Genomic DNA, 16,085 nt, shown 5'->3' on the forward strand with positions numbered 1-16,085 from the left:
GGCATGGGGGATCGTGCCCCAAACCTGCCCATCTGGCCAGCCCGGACGCCCCCGGCGGGCGAGATTCTCGTCACGCCGGGAATGCCGTGCGCCCCCGCAGGCGCTCGCACCACCGTGGGCAACAGCCGTACACCTGCGGGACAGAGGGGGAGCACACGTGCGGACGGACGAGCCGGGGCCGGCGCTGGGCGCGGCGGAACTCGGGGCGCGGCCCGGGGAGCGGGCCACCCTGGTGCAGTTCTCCAGTGCCTTCTGCCGGCCCTGCGTGGCCACCCGACGGATCCTCGCCGAGGTCGCCGGGATGGTCCAGGGCGTCGCCCACGTGGAGATCGACGCCGAGCAGCGGCTGGACCTGACCCGGGCCCTCGGGGTCGAGCAGACCCCGACCGTACTGGTCCTGGACTCCGCCGGCCGGATCGTCCGCCGAGCCGTCGGCATGCCCCGCAAGGCCGACGTGATCGCGGCGCTGGGCGCGGCCGTATGAGCGGCCGCCGCCCGGCCGCGCGGACCGGAGGGGAAGCGCACGAGCCGGTGCGCACACCGGTACCGGGAGTGATGCCGCTGACATCTGGCGGCACCCGCTTGACGCGGCACTCGGGTGATCGCCAGGCTGGCGGAACGCGGTACGAAGAGAAGGACATCCAGATGACGGCGCCGCCCGTACTCGGCACCACCCAGCAGGGCTCGCCCGAACTGCTCCGCTCGGTCTTCCGGCAGCACGCCGCCGGAGTCGCGGTGATCACCGCCGCGGACGGCGGCCGGCCCGCCGGCTTCACCGCGACCTCGCTCAACTCCGTCTCCGCCGACCCGCCGCTGCTCTCCTTCTCCATCGGCACCGGCTCCTCCAGCTGGCCGGCCCTCGCCGCCTCCGACCACGTGGGCGTGCACGTCCTGGGCGAGCACCAGCGGGAGCTCGCCGGGCTCTTCGCCCGCAGCGGGGCCGACCGGTTCGGGGCCGGGACCCGGTGGCGGACCGGGCCGCACGGAGTGCCCCTGCTGGACGGGGTGCTGGCCTGGCTGGTGTGCCGGGTGGTCGCCCGGGTGCCGGCGGGCGCGCACCGGGTGGTGATCGCGGAAGCGGTTGCGGGCGACCCGAGCGGGGAAGGACGGCCACTGCTGTACCACCAGGGTCGCTTCAACGCGCTGCGCGACTGAATCGTCCCGTCCGTCCCCGTTGGCAAGGTCACAGTCGAACAGCCTTGCAACCTGGTGAAACGCACGCTGTACTGACGAGTAACATTTCGGTCGGAGCGCGGGCCGCCCCGACCGGGAGACGGCCGACAAGGCGCCTATGCTGCCTGCATAAGGCAGCACCTGAAAAGACGATGCAGTAGGAGAGCCGGCGTGAGCCTGAGGATCGTTGTCTGTGTGAAGTACGTGCCCGACGCCACCGGCGACCGGCACTTCGCCGATGACCTGACGGTCGACCGCGAAGATGTGGACGGCCTGCTGTCGGAGCTCGACGAGTACGCCGTCGAGCAGGCGCTGCAGATCTCCGAGGAGTCGGACGACGACGTCGAGATCACCGTCCTGACCGTCGGTCCGGAGGACGCCAAGGACGCCCTGCGCAAGGCGCTCTCCATGGGTGCCGACAAGGCGGTCCACGTCGAGGACGACGACCTGCACGGCACCGACGTCATGGGCACCTCGCTGGTCCTGGCCAAGGCCGTCGAGAAGGCCGGCTACGACCTGGTCATCACCGGTATGGCCTCCACCGACGGCACCATGGGCGTGCTCCCCGCGATCCTCGCCGAGCGCCTGGGCGTCCCGCAGGTCACCCTGCTCTCCGAGCTCAAGGTCGAGGACGGCACCGTCAGCGGCCGCCGCGACGGCGACTCCGCGAGCGAGCAGCTCCAGGCCTCCCTCCCCGCGGTGGTCTCCGTGACCGACCAGTCCGGCGAGGCCCGCTACCCGTCCTTCAAGGGCATCATGGCCGCCAAGAAGAAGCCGGTGGAGTCCTGGGACCTGTCCGACCTCGGCATCGAGGCGGAAGAGGTCGGCCTGGAGGGCGCCTGGACCGCGGTGGACTCCGCCGCGCAGCGTCCGGCCCGCACCGCCGGCACGATCGTCAAGGACGAGGGCGAGGGCGGCAAGCAGCTGGCCGAGTTCCTGGCCGGCCAGAAGTTCATCTAGAACTCCAGCCCCTTCCGTCGCCCCCTTCTCACTTCGCAATAGCAGGAGATCAGTCCCATGGCTGAAGTTCTCGTCTACGTCGACCACGTGGACGGCGCCGTCCGCAAGCCCACCCTGGAGCTGCTGACGCTGGCCCGCCGCATCGGCGAGCCCGTCGCCGTCGCCCTGGGTGCCGGTGCCGCCGACACCGCCGCCACGCTCGCCGAGCACGGCGCGGTCAAGGTCCTGACCGCCGACGCCCCCGAGTTCGCCGAGTACCTCGTCGTCCCGAAGGTGGACGCGCTGCAGGCCGCGTACGAGGCCGTGTCCCCGGCCGCCGTGCTCGTCCCGTCCTCCGCCGAGGGCAAGGAGATCGCCGCCCGCCTCGCCGTCCGCATCGGCTCCGGCATCATCACCGACGCCGTGGACCTGGAGGCCGGTGACGAGGGCCCGGTCGCGACCCAGTCCGCGTTCGCCGCCTCCTTCACCACCAAGTCCCGCGTGTCCAAGGGCACCCCGGTCATCACCGTCAAGCCGAACTCGGCCCCGGTCGAGGCCGCCCCGGCCGCCGGCGCCGTCGAGGCGCTCGCCGTCACCTTCGGCGCCCTGGCCACCGGCACCAAGGTCGTCTCCCGCACCCCGCGCGAGTCGACCGGCCGCCCCGAGCTGACCGAGGCCGCGATCGTGGTCTCCGGCGGCCGCGGCGTCAACGGTGCCGAGAACTTCCACATCATCGAGGAGCTCGCGGACTCCCTCGGTGCCGCCGTCGGCGCCTCCCGCGCCGCCGTCGACGCCGGCTGGTACCCGCACTCCAACCAGGTCGGCCAGACCGGCAAGTCGGTCTCCCCGCAGCTGTACATCGCCTCCGGCATCTCCGGCGCGATCCAGCACCGGGCCGGCATGCAGACCTCGAAGACCATCGTGGCCATCAACAAGGACGCCGAGGCCCCGATCTTCGACCTGGTCGACTACGGCGTGGTCGGCGACCTCTTCCAGGTCGTCCCGCAGCTGACCACCGAGATCAAGGCGCGCAAGGGCTGACCGCCTGGCGAATCGCCTGACCTGCACAGACAGACGGTCCCGGGGCCGCGTGGTGATACTCGCCACGCGGCCCCGGGCCGTTTCCTGCAACCATTGACTGAGCGGAACCCCCTGACTAAATTCTGCTATGCGGATCAATGCTTCCGTGAAGCGGAAAAGAGGAGAGTGCAGGATGGGTCAGCAGGAGAAGGTGGCGACGAGCCTCGCCGGCGCGGTCAGCGAGGGCATCAGCGCCTCCCTCGCGCCGGTGGACGCGGAACTCGCGCGCCGCTACCCGGGCGACCCCGGCACCCGCCAGCCGATCCACACCGTCTACGTACCCGGTGACGTCTTCGCCGCCGACACCATCCGCAAGTGGGGCGACCAGGCACTGGCCGCCCTCGACGAGCACGCCCCGGACGCCGCCACCTTCGGCAAGGTCCTCGGCATCGACGACGCGCTCGCCGGCACCGTCTACGAACGCGTCCGCGCCAAGCTGGCCTCCGAGCCCGTCGAGGACCTCCGCATCGACTTCGAGGACGGCTTCGGCGTCCGCTCCGACGACGAGGAGGACCAGGCCGCCGCCCGCGCCGCCCGCCTCGTCTCCGAGGCCTACTCCAACGGCACCAACGCGCCGTACATGGGCATCCGGATGAAGTGCATGGAGTCCAACGTCCGCGACCGCGGCATCCGCACCACCGACATCTTCCTCTCCGGCCTCCTCGCCCACGGCGGCCTCCCGGACAACCTGGTCCTCACCCTCCCCAAGGTCACCTACGCCGAGCAGGTGTCCGCGTTCGTCAAGCTGCTGGAGGCCTTCGAATCCGCCCGCGGCCTGCGCCCGGGCCGCATCGGCTTCGAGATCCAGATCGAGACCAGCCAGTCCATCCTGGCCTCTGACGGCACCGCCACCGTCGCCCGCATGATCGACGCCGCCAAGGGACGCGCCACCGGCCTGCACTACGGCACCTTCGACTACAGCGCCTGCGTCGGCGTGTCCGCCGCCTACCAGGCCAGCGACCACCCGGCCGCCGACCACGCCAAGGCGATCATGCAGGTCGCCGCCGCCGGCACCGGCGTACGCGTCTCCGACGGCTCCACCAACGTGCTGCCGATCGGCACCACCGAGAAGGTCCACGAGGCCTGGAAGCTGCACTACGGGCTGACCCGCCGCGCCCTGGCCCGCGCCTACTACCAGGGCTGGGACATGCACCCGGGCCACCTCCCGACCCGCTACGCCGCCGTGTTCACCTTCTACCGCGAGGGCCTGGAGGCCGCCGCCGCGCGCCTGAAGGCCTACGTCGCCAAGATCGAGGGCGACGTGATGGACGAGCCGGCCACCGCCAAGGCCCTGGCCGGCTACCTGGTCCGCGGCCTGGACTGCGGCGCCGTCGGCACCGACGAGGTCACCGCCCTGACCGGCCTCACCCGCGCCGAACTCGACGCCTTCGCCATCCCGCGCCGCTCGGCGACCCTGACGGCGACCGCCTGAGTCCTCCCCGTCCCGCCCCGCGGCCCGGCCCGGTCCCTCCGGCCGGGCCGCCGGCCCCGGCCGCCCGGTCCGCTGCGATCGGGCCATGACCACACCCCACCGGTCCGAAGGCCGGCCGTTCCTGTCCCTGCACACCCCCGTCGTGCTGATCTGCGCCGTGCTCGCCGGCGCCACGGCCGGCGGTCTGACGTTCCTCGGCGGGACGGGCGCGGCCCTCTCCGTCCTGGCCGGATTGACGGCCGCCGCCGTGGCCGTGCCCGCACTGCGCGCCCTGATCGGGTGAACGCTCAGTCCGGCGGCGGGAGTTCGCCCGAGCCGCGCGGGATCAGGCGGGTCGGGAGCTCGATCCGGGACGGAGGGAGGCCGGCTCCCGCCAGGCGCTGGAAGAGGCGGTCGGTGGCGACCCGGCCCAGGGCCGCCGCGTCCTGGGCGACCACGGTGACGCCCGGGCGGAGCAGGTCGGCGAGCTCGAAGTCGTCGAAGCCGACCAGGGCGGTGGGGCGGCCGCCGGCCGCCAGGACGCGGACCAGGGTCACGGTCACGCGGTTGTTGCCCGCGAAGAAGGCCGTCACCGGGGCCGGGCCGCCCAGCATGGCCCCGGCCGCGGCCGTGACCCGCGCCGGGTCGGTGGAACCCAGCGCCACCCAGGAGTCCGCCACCGGCAGACCAGCCTCCGCCATCGCCGCGCGGTAGCCGCGCAGCCGCTCGGTCGCGGTGTGGATCCGCGGGTGGTCCCCGACGAAGCCGATGCGGCGGTGGCCGTGCGCGATCAGGTGGGCGACGCCGTCGCGGGCCCCGCCGAAGCTGTCGGACAGCACCACGTCCGCCTCGATCCGCCCGGCCGGCCGGTCCACGAACACCGTGGCCATACCGGCCCGCATCTCCGGCTCCAGGTAGCGGTGGTCGTCCCCGGCCGGGATGACCACCAGCCCGTCCACCCGGCGGGCGCACAGCGCCAGCGCCAACTCCCGCTCCCGGTCCGGGTCCTCGGCGCTGGACCCGTTGATCAGCAACGCGCCGTGGGCCCGGGCCACCTCCTCCACGGCCCGGTTGAGGGGCCCGTAGAAGGGGTCGGCGAGGTCCTCCAGCACCAGGCCGACGGTGGCCGTACGGCCCTTGCGGAGCACGCGGGCGCTGTCGTTGCGGCGGAAGCCGAGCGCTTCGATGGCCTCCCGGACGCGCCGCTCGGTGTCCGAGGTGACCCCCGGCTCGCCGTTGACCACGCGGGAGACGGTCTTCAGACCCACACCGGCGCGGGCCGCCACGTCCTTCATCGTCGGCCGGCTGCCGTAGCGGGGCTCGGACGGGCGGCGGGTCTGGGGCACGATGCGGGAACCTCCGGCGGGCGGTGGAAGGGCAAGGGCTCGGAGGTCGAGCATAAGCAGTCCGCCGCGGGCCGGTTTCCGTGACAGGGTGTTCCGGGCAAGCCACCGGTGGTATCTGAAGAGGGGTAATCTTGATTGTCTGGATCAACGGCGCCTTCAGCGCCGGGAAGACCAGCACGGCGCGCGAGCTGGCCGGCCTCCTGCCGGAGGCTTCGCTGTACGACCCCGAGCTGATCGGCGACGCGCTGCGGGTGATGCTGCCGCGCAAGCGGCTCGACGAGGTGACCGACTACCAGGACCTGCCGATCTGGCGGCGGCTGGTGGTGGACACGGCGGCGGCGATGCTCGCGGAGCTGGGCGGGGTGCTGGTGGTCCCCATGACCCTGCTGCGGCAGGAGTACCGGGACGAGATCTTCGGCGGTCTGGCGGCCAGGCGGATCCCGGTGCGGCACGTGGTGCTCGACCCCGGGGAAACGATCCTGCGGGAGCGGATAGCCGCGCGGCGGGAGCCGGGGCTGACCGAGGCGGAGAACGAGGTCCGGGTCCGGCGCTGGGCCTACGACCACATCCCCGCGACCCTTCAGGCGCTGGACGGCTGGCTCGGCGCGGACGCGCACCGCGTCGACAACGGCGCGCTGACGCCGCGGGAGACGGCGGAGCGGATCGCCGAGGCCGTGCGGACGGGGGCGGCGGGGGTCTGCGAGATCGTGCAGACGCCCGAACCGCGGGCGGAGACGGTGGCGGCGGGGGTCCTGCTCTTCGACGACCTGGACCGGGTGCTGCTGGTGGACCCGACGTACAAGCCGGGCTGGGAGTTCCCGGGCGGCGTGGTCGAGCGCGGCGAGGCGCCCGCGCGGGCGGGGGTGCGGGAGGTCGCCGAGGAACTCGGCCTGACGCTGGACCGGGCGCCGGGGCTGCTGCTGATCGACTGGGAGCCGCCGGAGCCGCCGGCGTACGGGGGGCTGCGGTTCCTCTTCGACGGGGGGCGGCTGCCGGCGTCGGCCGTCGCGGGACTGCGGCTGCCGGGGCCGGAGTTGCGGGAGTGGCGGTTCGTGACCGAGGCGGAGGCGGCGGAACTGCTGCCGCGGCAGCGCTTCGACCGCCTCCGCTGGGCCCTCCGCGCACGCGAACGCGGCACGGTACTCAACCTCGAAGCGGGCACCCCGGTCTGACCCGGCCCCACCGCCGCCCCGCTCGCCGGCGGGGCGGAGCCGCGGCCGTGGGCCCGGGCCGGGGCGGGCTCTTGAGCCCGGGCGGCGTTCGAGCGGGCCTGGCGGGGGCGTGGCCCGGACTTCGGGGCTCTGCCCCGTGCCCCGCGCCTCAAGCGCCGGCGGGGCTGGGGTGGTGGGGCGGAGCTGTGGCTGTGGGCCCGGGGTGGGGGGTATTGAGCCCGAGCGGCGTTTGAGCGGGTCCGGCGGGGGCTCTGCCCCGTGCCCCGCGCCTCGATCGCCGGCGGGGCTGGGGGTGGCGGGGCGGAGCCGTGGTCGTACGGGCAGGGCTTCGCCCGGGTGGGCCGGCGTCACGGTTCGAGGGTGACGAAGCCCGTGCCGCCCAGCACGTCCAGGGGCACGGACACCTGATCGTGCGTGACCAGCCATTCGCCGTCGATCTTCCGGAAGCAGAAGGTGACCCGGACCCACGTGCCGCCCGTCACCGCCCCGCCGGGCAACGTGCCGCCGAGGCGACCGAAGCCGTGCGCGAACGCCACGTCCTCGCCGACCGTGGCCTTCAGGTCCCGCACCTCGTAGGTCACCTCCCGGAACGACGTGAACACCCTCGCCCAGTTCTTGAGCTTCGCGTCCGCGCCCACGTGCTGGAGCGGCGGATCGATGTCGAAGGACACGACGTCCGTCGAGTACATCCGCCCCAGGCCTTCGAGGTCCCCGGCCCTGACCGCGTCGACGATCGCGTCGACGCGGCGGAGGACCGCGGCTTCGTCCGTCCCGCGCCGCGCCGGCGTGGCCGTCCGTACTCCCGTGCGGCGGGCGACGACGTGGTCCAGCAACGTGTCCAGCGCGCCGACCTGGTGGGGGCGCGGTTCGAGCGTCACGTGGTCCTCGAAGTCGGTGTGCAGGGAAAGCGACACCTCCGGAGCCACCGCACGCATCCGGAGGAGCTCGCACAGCGCCCGCAGCTGCCTGGCCGCATGGGCACCGCCGTCGACGCCGTAGGAGACGACACCGACGGCCTTGTCCGTCCACTCCGCGTACAGGTAGTCGATCGCGTTCTTGAGCACACCGGGGATGGACGCGTTGTACTCGGGGGTGACCATGACGAACCCGTCGAAGCGGCCGATGGTTTCCGCCCACGCCCGGGTGTGGTCGTGCCGGTACTGCCCGGCGAGCGCGGGCAGCGGCTCGTCCAGATGCGGCAGCGGGTGGTCGAGCAGGTCGACCACCTCGAACTCCGCGTCGTCGCGGTGGGCCCCCCGCTCGTGGACCCACCGCGCGACCTGGTCGCCCTTGCGGGTGGGCCGGGTGCTGCCGACGAGTATTCCGATCCTGGGCATCGCTCTCTCCTGACGTGTCACCCGGGTCCTCCGGGCCGATGGCGTCCTTCGAGAGGTACGACGAGACGGCCCCCCGGAACGTCAGGGGACTGCGAGGGGGAGCGGACAGGGCGCCGCCGGGCGCGGGGCGGTGGCTACGCCGGGAGTGCGGTGAGGGCCGCCGCGTGGAGGGTGGCCGCCGTGGACTCCGTCAGGGGGTCGCCGTGGCCGAAGCAGGCCACCGCCGGCTCGAGCGCAGCCAGCTTCGCGAAGGAGGCGATCGCCGCCGCCCGGTCCACGTTGAACACGCCCGGCATCACCCGGCCCACCCCGGCCACGCAGTCCCCGGTGAACAGCACCCCGTGCTCCGGCAGGTGGATGCCGATGCTGCCGTCGGTGTGGCCCGGCGCGTGGACCACCCGCGCGCCGCCGCCGAAGGGCAGCTCGTCGCCGTCCTCCAGCTCCCGGTCCACCCGGGTCGGCGGGGCCTCGGGGACGGTGAGCCCGTGCTCGTACAGCGGGAGCTCCCAGTCCAGCAGGACGGGCTCGGGCACCGGGGCCTCGCCCCGGATGACGGGGGCGTCCAGGCGGTGCGCCAGCACCTCCGCACCCCACCGCGCGGCCAGTTCGCCGGCCGCGCCGACGTGGTCGCGGTGACAGTGCGTCAGGACGATCCGCTCCAGCCGCTCGGGCCGCAGCCCGAGCGATCGGATCGCCCCCTCGATCTCCCCGGCGGAGCCGGCATGGCCGGAGTCGATCAGGGTCAGCGCCCCGCCGTCCTGCCAGAGACAGGCCTGGCCGATCGGAAAGCGGAGCATGTGGAGTCGCAGTCGGAGTCGGTTCTGGCTCGGTAGTACCTCGACGAGATCCATACGGGGAACGTACGTGTGGACTCGCGCCCGGCCGGGCGGAGTTCGCCGGGGGCGGAGTACGCTCACCGCGCACTACGCCCCCGGCGGAACCGGAAGGGGCCGGTCAGCCGCGCTTCGACGCCGCGTAGTTGACCAGGAACAGCGCTTCCGCCACCGACAGCCGCTCCAGCTCGTCCGGCGACACGCTCTCGTTGACCGCGTGGATCTGCGCCTCCGGCTCGCTCAGGCCGATCAGCAGCATCTCCGCCTCCGGGTACAGCGAGGTCAGCGTGTTGCACAGCGGGATGGACCCGCCCATGCCGCTGATCTGCATCTCCTGGCCGGGGTACGCCGCCTCCAGCGCCGCCCGCATCGACGCGTACGCCGGGCTCTCGGTGTCCGCCTGGAACGGCTGGCCCTGGCCGACCACCTCGACCTGCAGGCGCGCCCGCCACGGCGTGTGCGCGACCAGGTGGGCCTCCAGCAGCTTGATCGCCTCCGCCGTGTCCACGCCCGGCGGCACCCGCAGGCTGATCAGCGCGCCCGCGCTCGCCTGCACGGACGGCGTCGCGCCGACCACCGGCGGGCAGTCGATGCCCAGCACCGTCACCGCCGGCCGCGCCCACAGCCGGTCGGCGACGGTGCCCGCGCCGATCAGCTCCACCCCGTCCAACACCTTGGCGTCCGCCCGGAAGTCCGCCTCCGGGTACTGGAGCCCCTCCCAGACGGCGTCCGACGCCAGGCCGTCCACGGTCGTCGAACCGTCCGCCGCGCGCAGCGAGTCCAGGACGCGGATCAGGGCGGCCAGCGCGTCCGGGGCAGCCCCGCCGAACATGCCCGAGTGCAGGTTCCCCGCCAGCGTGTCCACCTTGACCTTCAGCAGGCACATGCCGCGCAGGGTCGCCGTCACCGTCGGCAGGCCCGGCCGGAAGTTCCCCGCGTCGCCGATGACGATGGTGTCGGCGGCCAGCAGCTCCGGGTGCGCCTCGGCGTACTGCTGGAGGCCGCCGGTGCCCTGCTCCTCCGAGCCCTCGGCGATCACCTTCACGTTCACCGGCACCCCGCCGTTGGCCTTCAGCGCGCGCAGCGCGAGCAGGTGCATGATGAACCCGCCCTTGCAGTCGGCGGCACCGCGCCCGTACCAGCGTCCGTCGCGCTCGGTCAGCTCGAACGCCGGGGAGATCCAGGCCGCGTCGTCCAGCGGCGGCTGCACGTCGTAGTGGGCGTACAGCAGCACGGTCGGCGCGCCGGCCGGGCCGGGCAGGAAGCCGTACACCGACTGCGTGCCGTCGGGGGTGTCCAGCAGGGCCACGTCCTCGAAGCCCTCCGCGCGCAGCGCGTCCGCCACCCAGTTCGCGGCGGCCTCGCTCTCGCTCTTCGGGAACTGCGCCCAGTCCGCCACCGACTGGAAGGCCACCAGCTCGGCCAGCTCCGACTTGGCACGGGGCATCAGCGAGGCGACGGTCTCGGCGATCGGGTTGGGCGTCATGGGCACGCTCCTCGTGGGTGCGACGTTGTACGTAGTGCCGGGTACGGCGAAGACAGTCCCGATCCTCGCACAACGGGGTGAGGTGATCTCTCGCCGTAGGATTTGCCCGGCATCGGCAACCGGGCGATCAGGAGCAGCAACACATCGTGAGCAGCGACGACGTGCACGACGCAGCAGGGCGGGACGCGGCAGGGCTGGACGCGGGAGGGCTGGAGGCCGAGGGGGCGCGCGGGACGGCCGGCAGCGGTGGCACCGGCGAGGTGTGGGACGTCGTGGTGGTCGGAGCCGGCCCGGCCGGCGCTTCGGCCGCCCACGCGGCGGCCTCGGCCGGCCGCCGGGTCCTGCTGCTGGAGAAGGCCGAGCTGCCCCGCTACAAGACCTGTGGCGGCGGCATCATCGGCCCTTCGCGGGACTCCCTGCCGCCGGGCTTCGTCCTCCCCTTGCAGGACCGGATCCACGCGGTCACCTTCACGCTCGACGGGAAGCTGGCCCGCACCCGCCGCGCGAAGCACATGCTCTTCGGGCTGGTCAACCGGCCGGAGTTCGACGCCGGGCTGGTGGCCGCCGCCGAGGAGGCGGGCGCCCGGGTGCGCACCGGTGCGGCGGTGGCGCGGGTCGAGCAGCACGGGCCGGCGGTACCGGACCGGCGCACGGTCGCGGTGGTCCTCGCCGACGGGGAGACGGTGCTGGCGCGGGCCGTGGTCGGGGCGGACGGCAGCGCCGGCCGCATCGGCGCCCACGTCGGCGTGGAGATGGACCAGGTGGACCTGGGCCTGGAGTCGGAGATCCCGGTACCGCCGACGGTCGCGGAGGACTGGAAGGGCCGGGTCCTGATCGACTGGGGCCCCCTGCCGGGGAGTTACGGATGGGTCTTCCCCAAGGGCGACACCCTCACGGTCGGCGTGATCTCGGCCCGCGGTGACGGCGCCGCCACCAAGCGGTACCTGGAGGACTTCGTCGCCCGCCTGGGCCTGGCCGGGTTCGAGCCGGCCGTCTCCTCCGGGCATCTGACCCGCTGCCGCAAGCCGGACTCACCGCTGTCCCGCGGCCGGGTGCTCGTCGCGGGTGACGCGGCCGGGCTGCTGGAGCCGTGGACGCGGGAGGGCATCTCCTTCGCGTTGCGTTCCGGCCGGCTGGCGGGGGAGTGGGCGGTGCGGATCGCCGAGGCGCAGGACGCGGTGGACGCGCGCCGGCAGGCCCTCAACTACGCCTTCGCCATCAAGGCGGGGCTGGGCGTGGAGATGGAGGTCGGCAAGCGGATGCTCGCGGTCTTCGAAGCCAAGCCGTGGCTGCTGCACGTCGCGATCACCGGACTGCGGCCGGCCTGGCGGGCCTTCGCGCGGATCACCCGGGGAGCCACGACGCTCGCCGAGCTGGTGCGGACGTCCCCCCTGGCGAACAAGGCGCTGCACGTGGTGGACGGCCGGCTGGCGCGGGACGCCGGGCGGTCCGCGGACCCGGCGCGCGGCGGGGAGCAGGGGCGGGCCCCGGAGGGGCCGGGCACCGGCGGGCGCCAGGCCGACGTAACGGAGGCGGACGGGCCGGAGGCGGACGGGCCGGGGGTCGGCGGGCACGGGGCCGGCGGGCCGGGCGCGGGGCCGGGCCGGGGCGCGGCGGCCGGGGAGGTCAGCGGGACACCGTGATGCGGAAGACGGGGTGGTCACCGGCCGCCGCGAGCAGTTCCTCCTCGGAGGACGCGGCGGTCACCCCGCGGAAGAACCGGTCCACCTCCCAGCCCCACTTCGCGAGGTAGCCGCGCAGTACGGCGGCCTGCTCGGCGGGGTCGGTGATCTCGACGGCGGTGAACGTCCGGACCCTGCGGCCCACCCGCAGCTCGCCGCAGCCGGCGGCCCGCATGTTGCGCACCCACTGGGAGTGGCCCCGGGCCGAGACCAGGTACCGCGCCCCCTCGTGGGTGTACGGGTTGACCGGGATGCGCTGCATGGCGCCGGACTTGCGGCCGCGCACCGAGAGCTCGGCGCTGCCGGCCAGGCTCACGCCGAACCGGGCCAGCAGACCGATCAGGGTGTTCAGGCCGCGGTCGAAGCGGTTGGCGCGGGCGTAGTACGCGGGGCCGGCGGGGGTCATGGTCTGCTCCTGACACGTTTGGAGAGCGGTGCTCTCGCTTGAGATCAGTGTGCACGGATTGGTGCGCTACGGCAAGAGCGCTGCTCTCGTTTTAGTGCGACGCACTCGTTTTTGGGCGCTGCTCCGTGCACGTGGCACACTGCGACCATGAACACCGTGCGAGGAGCCAGGGAACGGGCCCGGATCGAGGTCACCGCGGCCATCAAGGACGAGGCGCGCCGCCAGCTCGCGGCCGAAGGCGCAGCCAAGCTCTCCCTTCGCGCCGTGGCCCGCCAGCTCGGCATGGTCTCGTCCGCGCTGTACCGCTACTTCCCCAGCCGCGACGAGCTGCTGACCGCGCTGATCGTCGACGCGTACGACAGCGCGGGCGCCGCCGTCGAGACCGCGTCCGCCGACGCCGCCGGTGCGCCTCCGCGCACCCGCTGGCTCGCCGCCGCCACCGCCCTCCGCGCCTGGGCCCTGGCCCACCCCCACGAGTACGCCCTGATCTACGGTTCCCCCGTCCCCGGATACCGCGCCCCGCAGGACACCGTCGGTCCGGCCGCCCGGGTCGCCGACGTGTTCATCGCCGTCATTCGCGAAGCCCACACCGGCCCCGGTCTGGCCCTCCCCCCGCTCCCCGCCGGGCTGCGCGCCGAGGCGGAACGGATGACGGAGGACTTCGCCCGCGGACTGCCGCCCGCGGTCACCGCCGCCCTGGTCGGCGTCTGGGCGCAGCTCGTCGGCCTGATCTCCTTCGAAGTCTTCGGCCACTTCCAGAACGTGGTGACCGAATCCGAGCGGGACCGGTTCTTCGCCCACCACGCGGACCGCCTCGCCCGCGAGGTGGGCCTGCCCGGGCCCGCTCCCGCCGCATGACTTTCGGCAGTGCCGCGGCCCCGCCGTGCTCCGTAGGGTCGCGCACGTGAGTCACGAGATCCGCTCCGCCCGCCCGTTCCACCGCCCCTCCCGCAGCCTCCGGCCCCCGCCGTGGGCGGCCCGGCTCGCCCGGATGCCGGGACCGGTGTTCACGGCGGTGTCGGCGGCCGCCGCCGGCCTGAGCGCCACCAGCCTGTGGTGGGCCCCGCCCGCGCTGGCCGCGGGCTTCCTCGCCGGGAGCCGGCCGGGCCGCGCCCGCGGCATCGCGTTCGCGCTGGTCACCGTGGCCGCGGCCGCCGTCGTCGCCACCGTCCTGGTTCCGGCGTGGATGAGCGGCGCGAGCCGCTTCGTGGCCGTGCTCGTGGGGTTCGCGCTGGTGCCCTGGTTCGCGGGACGGTTCCACCGGCAGTACCGGGAACTCGTCCGGGCCGGATGGGAACGGGCCGAACGGATGGAACGGGAACAGCGACTCGTCGCCGAGCGCGCCCGGTTGCGCGAACGGGCCCGGATCGCCCAGGACATGCACGACGCCCTCGGCCACGAACTCAGCCTGATCGCCCTGTCGGCCGGCGCGCTCCAGCTCGCCCCCGGCCTCCCGGACGCCCTGCGGCCCGCCGCCCGGGACGTCCGGGCCAGGGCGGGCGCCGCGGCCGAGCGGCTCGGCGAAGTCGTCGGCCTCCTGCGCCAGGACCCCGCGGAACTGCCGGCCCGCCCCGCCGGCGCGGGCATCGCCGACCTGGTCGCCCAGGCGGCGGCCTCCGGGCTCGACGTACGGCTGCGCACCGAAGGCGAACCGGACCCGGACACCCCCGGGGTGACCGAGCAGGCGGCGTACCGGGTGGTGCAGGAGGCGCTCACCAACGTCGCCAAGCACGCGCCCGGCACCCGGACGGTCGTGGAACTCCGCTACGGCGCGCGGCACACCGGGGTCCGCGTGGCCAACGGGCCCGCGCCGGCGCCGGCCCGGCCGGCCGCTCGACCGGCCGGCACCGGTTCGGGGCTGGTCGGGCTGGACGAGCGGGTCCGGCTGGCCGGAGGCCGCTTCACAGCCGGTCCGGCGACCGGCTCAGCGGACGGTTCCGCGGACGGCGCTCCGAACGGCACCCCGAGCGGCACCCCGAGCGGCACCCCGAACGGTTCCGCCCCGACCGGCTTCGTGGTGCGCGCCGAGCTCCCGCACCGGCCGCCACCGCCCGGCGGCGCGCAGGCTCCGGCACGGTCCGCGCCGTACGGCACCCCCGCTACCGGGCTGCCGCCCGAGCACCGCACCGCCAGCCGCCGGCTCCGCCGTACCGCACTGGCCGCGGTGATGGTGCCGCTGCTGACCACCGCGCTGCTCGTCGTCGGAGTACGGGTGTGGGACACCGCGACGGCACGCCAGTCCGTGCTCGACCCGCGGGACTTCGCCGCGCTTCGCCCCGGCACGTCGCGGGCCGCCCTGGCGCCCGTACTGCCGGAACGGCAGACGACCCTGCGCCCGGCCCGTCCGCGGCCGGTGCCGCCCGGCGCCGAGTGCGCGTACTACGTCCAGACCGCCGACCCGTTCGACGACCGGTCCGGCGACCTGTTCCGGCTGTGCTTCCGGGACGGCCTGCTCCTCTCCACCGACACGTACTCCGGGAAGGACGTCCGATGACCCAGCCCCCCACCGCCGTCCGCGTCCTGATCGCCGACGACGAGCCGATGATCCGCGCCGGGGTCCGGGCCGTGCTCGCCGCCGACCCCGGCCTGGAGGTGGTCGCCGAGGCCGCCGACGGGCACCAGGCCGTGGACCTGGTCCTCCGTCACCGCCCCGACGTCGCCGTCCTCGACATCCGCATGCCCGGACTGGGCGGCATCGAGGCGGCCGCCGAGATCCGCCGGGCCGCCCCCGCCACGGGGGTGGTCATGCTGACCACGTTCGGCGAGGACGACTACATCCTGCGGGCCCTGAGCGGCGGCGCGGCCGGCTTCCTCATCAAGTCCGGCGAGCCCGAGGAACTGATCGCGGGGATCCGCGCGGTGGCCGACGGGGCGGCGTACCTCTCACCGAAGGTGGCCGCCAGGGTCGTCGCCCACCTCGCGGCCGGCGGCGCCGGCGCCGCGGCCGCCCGCCGGACCGCCGCCCGGGAACGGGTCCAGGCGCTGACCGCCCGCGAACGGGACGTGCTGGCGCACCTCGGCGGCGGCCTGTCGAACGGCCGGATCGCGCGGCGGCTGCGGGTCGCGGAAGGGACGGTGAAGGGTCACGTCAGCTCGATCCTCGCGCGGCTGGGGGTGGAGAACCGTGCCGCCGCGGCGGTGGTGGCGCACGAGGCGGGCATCGTCGGCGGCGTCAGCGGCGCGGGCGTCGTTCCAAAACGGCCGGGCGGCGCGTCCTAGC

General features: G+C 74.4%; 16 protein-coding genes. 11 read left to right on the plus strand and 5 right to left on the minus strand.

Going from position 1 to position 16,085, the window contains the following annotated elements:
* The first annotated feature begins 157 nt into the window (after positions 1–157).
* The 6 genes from ACFY61_RS11865 to ACFY61_RS11890 all read left to right on the plus strand — a co-directional run bounded on the left by ACFY61_RS11865 (position 158) and on the right by ACFY61_RS11890 (position 4,907).
* Positions 158–484: a TlpA family protein disulfide reductase gene (locus tag ACFY61_RS11865; RefSeq protein ID WP_389470229.1), complete on the plus strand. Its 327-nt coding sequence runs from the start codon at positions 158–160 to the stop codon at positions 482–484.
* A 161-nt stretch (positions 485–645) separates the two neighbouring features.
* A complete protein-coding gene (locus ACFY61_RS11870; protein WP_389470232.1) occupies positions 646–1,155 on the plus strand; it encodes a flavin reductase family protein in 510 nt (169 codons plus the stop codon).
* A gap of 189 nt (positions 1,156–1,344) precedes the next feature.
* On the plus strand, positions 1,345–2,133 hold the full coding sequence (locus ACFY61_RS11875; RefSeq protein WP_389470235.1) for an electron transfer flavoprotein subunit beta/FixA family protein: 789 nt from the start codon (positions 1,345–1,347) through the stop codon (positions 2,131–2,133).
* Positions 2,134–2,190: 57 nt separating this feature from the next.
* On the plus strand, positions 2,191–3,153 hold the full coding sequence (locus tag ACFY61_RS11880) for an electron transfer flavoprotein subunit alpha/FixB family protein (RefSeq protein WP_389470238.1): 963 nt from the start codon (positions 2,191–2,193) through the stop codon (positions 3,151–3,153).
* A gap of 172 nt (positions 3,154–3,325) precedes the next feature.
* On the plus strand, positions 3,326–4,624 hold the full coding sequence (locus tag ACFY61_RS11885) for a DUF6986 family protein (protein ID WP_389470239.1): 1,299 nt from the start codon (positions 3,326–3,328) through the stop codon (positions 4,622–4,624).
* A gap of 85 nt (positions 4,625–4,709) precedes the next feature.
* Positions 4,710–4,907, plus strand: coding sequence for a hypothetical protein (locus ACFY61_RS11890; RefSeq protein WP_389470242.1), 198 nt, complete (start codon positions 4,710–4,712; stop codon positions 4,905–4,907).
* 4 nt (positions 4,908–4,911) lie between these two features.
* Here the strand turns inward: ACFY61_RS11890 and ACFY61_RS11895 are convergent, their stop codons facing one another.
* A complete protein-coding gene (locus ACFY61_RS11895) occupies positions 4,912–6,003 on the minus strand; it encodes a LacI family DNA-binding transcriptional regulator (protein ID WP_389470243.1) in 1,092 nt (363 codons plus the stop codon).
* 77 nt (positions 6,004–6,080) lie between these two features.
* Here ACFY61_RS11895 and ACFY61_RS11900 point away from each other — a divergent pair, with 77 nt between their 5' ends.
* The gene (locus tag ACFY61_RS11900) at positions 6,081–7,121 is read left to right on the plus strand and encodes an NUDIX domain-containing protein (protein ID WP_389470246.1); all 1,041 of its coding nucleotides are present in this window, start codon (positions 6,081–6,083) and stop codon (positions 7,119–7,121) included.
* 347 nt (positions 7,122–7,468) lie between these two features.
* On the opposite strand, the gene ACFY61_RS11905 is transcribed toward ACFY61_RS11900, so the two are convergent.
* From ACFY61_RS11905 to ACFY61_RS11915, 3 genes are all read right to left on the minus strand, one after another.
* Positions 7,469–8,458, minus strand: coding sequence for an NAD(P)H-dependent oxidoreductase (locus ACFY61_RS11905; protein ID WP_389470248.1), 990 nt, complete (start codon positions 8,456–8,458; stop codon positions 7,469–7,471).
* A 134-nt stretch (positions 8,459–8,592) separates the two neighbouring features.
* On the minus strand, positions 8,593–9,309 hold the full coding sequence (locus ACFY61_RS11910) for an MBL fold metallo-hydrolase (protein ID WP_389470250.1): 717 nt from the start codon (positions 9,307–9,309) through the stop codon (positions 8,593–8,595).
* A 103-nt stretch (positions 9,310–9,412) separates the two neighbouring features.
* Positions 9,413–10,777: a dipeptidase gene (locus ACFY61_RS11915; protein WP_389470251.1), complete on the minus strand. Its 1,365-nt coding sequence runs from the start codon at positions 10,775–10,777 to the stop codon at positions 9,413–9,415.
* A gap of 260 nt (positions 10,778–11,037) precedes the next feature.
* On the opposite strand from ACFY61_RS11915, the gene ACFY61_RS11920 reads away from it, so the two are divergent.
* Positions 11,038–12,420: a geranylgeranyl reductase family protein gene (locus ACFY61_RS11920; RefSeq protein ID WP_389470432.1), complete on the plus strand. Its 1,383-nt coding sequence runs from the start codon at positions 11,038–11,040 to the stop codon at positions 12,418–12,420.
* Here the strand turns inward: ACFY61_RS11920 and ACFY61_RS11925 are convergent.
* Positions 12,404–12,865, minus strand: coding sequence for a nitroreductase family deazaflavin-dependent oxidoreductase (locus tag ACFY61_RS11925; protein ID WP_389470254.1), 462 nt, complete (start codon positions 12,863–12,865; stop codon positions 12,404–12,406). The two genes, ACFY61_RS11920 and ACFY61_RS11925, sit on opposite strands and share 17 nt — an antisense overlap.
* 147 nt (positions 12,866–13,012) lie before the next feature.
* Between ACFY61_RS11925 and ACFY61_RS11930 the strand changes: the two genes are divergently transcribed.
* From ACFY61_RS11930 to ACFY61_RS11940, 3 genes are read left to right on the plus strand one after another with little or no spacing between them, the layout of a single operon-like run.
* Positions 13,013–13,723, plus strand: coding sequence for a TetR/AcrR family transcriptional regulator (locus tag ACFY61_RS11930; RefSeq protein ID WP_389470256.1), 711 nt, complete (start codon positions 13,013–13,015; stop codon positions 13,721–13,723).
* 46 nt (positions 13,724–13,769) lie between these two features.
* Entirely contained in the window at positions 13,770–15,359 is a 1,590-nt protein-coding gene (locus ACFY61_RS11935; RefSeq protein ID WP_389470258.1) for a sensor histidine kinase, read from the plus strand.
* Positions 15,356–16,084, plus strand: coding sequence for a response regulator (locus ACFY61_RS11940; protein WP_389470261.1), 729 nt, complete (start codon positions 15,356–15,358; stop codon positions 16,082–16,084). Before ACFY61_RS11935 ends, ACFY61_RS11940 begins: the two co-directional genes overlap by 4 nt.
* Position 16,085: the final 1 nt, after the last annotated feature.

It is taken from the genome of Streptomyces sp. NPDC012888, assembly GCF_042900645.1.
GTDB lineage: Bacteria > Actinomycetota > Actinomycetes > Streptomycetales > Streptomycetaceae > Streptomyces.